The sequence below is a fragment of the Pelagibacterium montanilacus genome (genome assembly GCF_003992665.1).
In the GTDB taxonomy this organism is placed as follows: domain Bacteria; phylum Pseudomonadota; class Alphaproteobacteria; order Rhizobiales; family Devosiaceae; genus Pelagibacterium; species Pelagibacterium montanilacus.
This window is the reverse complement of sequence record NZ_RZMX01000041.1, coordinates 1-3,051: the sequence shown is the minus strand read 5'-3', so window position 1 is coordinate 3,051 and position 3,051 is coordinate 1. Positions and strand designations below refer to the sequence as shown.

General features: G+C 61.2%; 3 protein-coding genes. 1 reads left to right on the top strand and 2 read right to left on the bottom strand.

Annotated elements, in window-relative coordinates; all coding sequences use genetic code 11:
• Positions 1-725 (top strand): IS5 family transposase gene (locus EO136_RS11810; RefSeq protein WP_127144621.1). Its coding sequence is split into 2 segments (ribosomal slippage), with 723 coding nucleotides annotated over them: positions 1-306 and positions 309-725; the frame shifts between segments, so codons are not numbered across the junction. This gene is flagged as partial in the annotation.
• Positions 726-1,335: 610 nt separating this feature from the next.
• Here EO136_RS11810 and EO136_RS11805 read toward each other — a convergent pair.
• Positions 1,336-1,701: a Crp/Fnr family transcriptional regulator gene (locus EO136_RS11805; protein ID WP_164730559.1), complete on the bottom strand. Its 366-nt coding sequence runs from the start codon at positions 1,699-1,701 to the stop codon at positions 1,336-1,338.
• A 101-nt stretch (positions 1,702-1,802) separates the two neighbouring features.
• Positions 1,803-3,002 (bottom strand): IS256 family transposase, encoded by a 1,200-nt coding sequence (locus EO136_RS11800; RefSeq protein WP_127143937.1) that lies wholly within the window; start codon positions 3,000-3,002, stop codon positions 1,803-1,805.
• Between the last annotated feature and the right edge of the window lie 49 nt (positions 3,003-3,051).

Here is a 3,051-nt window from a genome sequence, read left to right as displayed (position 1 = left end):
GCTTGGGCGGCCATTGAGCCGCACCTCCCTCAAAACCAGCCCGGAGCACGCCGGGTCGACGACCGACGGGTGATTTCGGGGATCATTCATATGCTCAAGTGCGGTGGGCGCTGGGTTGATTGCCCTGTCGAATATGGCCCTGCGACAACCGTCTACAATCGCTGGAACCGTTGGAGCCGTCGCGGGGTCTGGGCCCGCATCCTGATGGCTTTGACCGACAAGGGCTGGATTGCGGAAACGGCCCAGATCGACAGCAGCTATATCAAGGCCCATCGCGGCGCAGGTGGGGCAAAAGGGGGGCGAAAGCCAACGCCATTGGCATCTCGCGTGGTGGCCGGACCACCAAGGTCCATGCGCTCGTCGACGTTATTGGAAGGCCGCTCCGCCTCATCCTGACACCCGGCAACGCCTCGGACATGAAGGGGACTGACCTGCTGATCGGGGAAACCACAGGCATGAAGCGGCTCATTGCTGACCGGGGCTATGATGCCAATCGACTGCGATCCACTTTGCGCAGCCAGAGCACCATCCCCGTGATCCCTGGACGCAAAAACCGCAAGCGCATCATCCGTTACGATGAGAAGCGCTACAAGGACCGCTGGCGCGTCGAAGCTACCTTCTGCCGCCTCAAGGATTTCCGCCGTGTAGCGACACGATACGACAAACTCGCCCGGAACTACCTCTCCGCTGTCATGCTCGCAGCAGCAGTCGCATACTGGCTATGATTGAATCTCGACCCTAGTCTGACCCATGGTCCCGAATGTCGTTACCGGTTCCCGGCGCCGAGGCCGACTTTGGCCGAATTACCTGCGGAGATTTATCTGAGCGGCCGGGCGCGCTGTCGGATTTTCCGGGCCCGCCCGAATCCGACTTGGGCCCGCCTTCGGCTTTGCCTGGCATACTGCCGCATTTGCCCGGCACCGCACTTCTGGACTGGCCCGGGGCCTCACTGCTTTGGCCCGCGGCGCTGCCAGGCTGACCCGGCGCGTAACCCGAGTTCCCGGGCGCCGCCGCCGGGGCTGCGGCATCGGCCGGGGCGGGTGTGGACTGTGCGACCGCGCGCCCGTCCGCATCGACAATGGGCGCAAGCGTGCCGCTGCCTTCCACGCGCAGGGAGCCCGAACGCCCCTCGGCGCGCTGTCCTGCGGTGATCGAAACCGACTCGCGCTTGGCCCGGTTGGTTCAGCCTATCCTTCTATGGAGCGGTAATTCAACGTTTGCTTAATAGCTGGTTATCTAAGTAGCTTGCTTGGCCGAGCAATGTGGTTATGGCGGACATCCAAGAAGGTCCAAGCGCCCAGCGCGGGTTTCCGGATCAAGGTCATTCGGGCACATTCAATATCTTCGCCTGAGCGCCTTGAGATCCAAGATGGATACTTGGCGCAATTTACCGATTGCGATAACGCCTGCGCGACGGAGGTGGGTCAACTGGTGTGAAACAGTCTCACTTCTCAGGCCTAGCAGATCGGCGATGTCTGAACGACTGAGGGGCAACTCAAAGGTGAGGCTGTTGGACTGGAACTGATCTGACCGCCCTGCATCACGGGTCTGGTGGTTGAGAGCGATCAAGTTCAGGCAGCGCGCCAACTTTTGCGACGCGTCTGCCCGGGCCAGCGTGACCATCCAATCCTGCGCCCGTTCAAGATCCCGAAAAGATTGCATCATCAAAGCCCTTTGCAAGCCGGGATTTTCATTGACCATCCGCTCAAGGGCGGGTTTCGGGATACGACAGGATGGTGTCCCCTGGCGTGGTGTAGGTTGGTTTGGGCCGCCACGCATTTCCCGGCACTGCCGGTGTCGGATCAGCCGGCCAGGGGCGGCAGGCTGATGAGGGGATCATCGCTCATCTGGCTCATTGTTTCCAGTGTCATGTAGCGGGCGCGCTGGACGGCCCACTCATCGTTCTGTTCGAGCAGTAACGCGCCCACGAGGCGCACGATGGCGTCATCATTGGGAAAGATGCCCACGACATCGGTGCGCCGCTTGATTTCGCCGTTGAGACGCTCGATTGGGTTCGTGCTGTGCAATTTGGTCCGGTGTTCGCGTGGGAACGACATGTAGGCCAGAACATCAGGCTCGGCCTCATCGAGCAGGGTGGCCAGCTTGGGCACCTTGGGTCGGATCTGATCGGCGACGGCGCGCCATTGCGCACTGGCCGCCTTTGGTGTTTCCTGCGCAAAGGCCGTGGCGATGAAGGCAGAGACGACACGGCGCCCGCTCTTTCCGGCATGGGCAAGAACGTTGCGCATGAAGTGAACCCGGCATCGTTGCCAAGTGGCGCACAACACCTTGCTGACGGCCGCCTTGATCCCTTCGTGCGCATCGGAGATCACGAGCTTGACCCCACGTAGCCCCCGCCGGGTCAGCTTGCGCAGAAACGCTGTCCAGATCGGCTCGGCTTCCGAGGTCCCGATCTCCATGCCCAGAACCTCACGCCTGCCATCACTGTTGACGCCGATGGCGATAATGGCGGCGACCGAGACGATACGCCCACCGCGGCGCACCTTGAGGTAAGTGGCATCAATCCACAGATAGGGCCAGTCACCCTCGATGGGGCGATCGAGGAAGGCTTTGACCTTATCGTCGATCTCTTCGCACAGCCGGCTCACCTGACTTTTGGAGATGCCGCCCATCCCCATGGCCTTGACCAGATCATCGACTGATCGGGTGGAAATGCCCTGGATGTAAGCTTCCTGGATAACTGCGGTTAGAGCCTTCTCGGCCATGCGGCGCGGCTCCAGGAAGGTTGGGAAATAGGACCCTGTCCTCAGCTTGGGAATGCGCAGCTCGACAGTGCCGGCGCGTGTCTCCCAGTCTCTGTCGCGATACCCATTGCGCTGGGCCAGGCGATCGGAGCTCTTCGCTCCATAACCAGCGCCTGTGGCAGCGCCCACTTCCATCTCCATCAGGCGTTCAGCGGCAAAGCCGATCATCTCACGCAAAATATCGGCGTCGGGGGTCTGTTCGACCAGAGCGCGAAGGTTCATCATATCGGTGGTCATCGGTGGTCCTTTCGGATTGTGGCTTCAACAACCCGACATTACCGGAAAA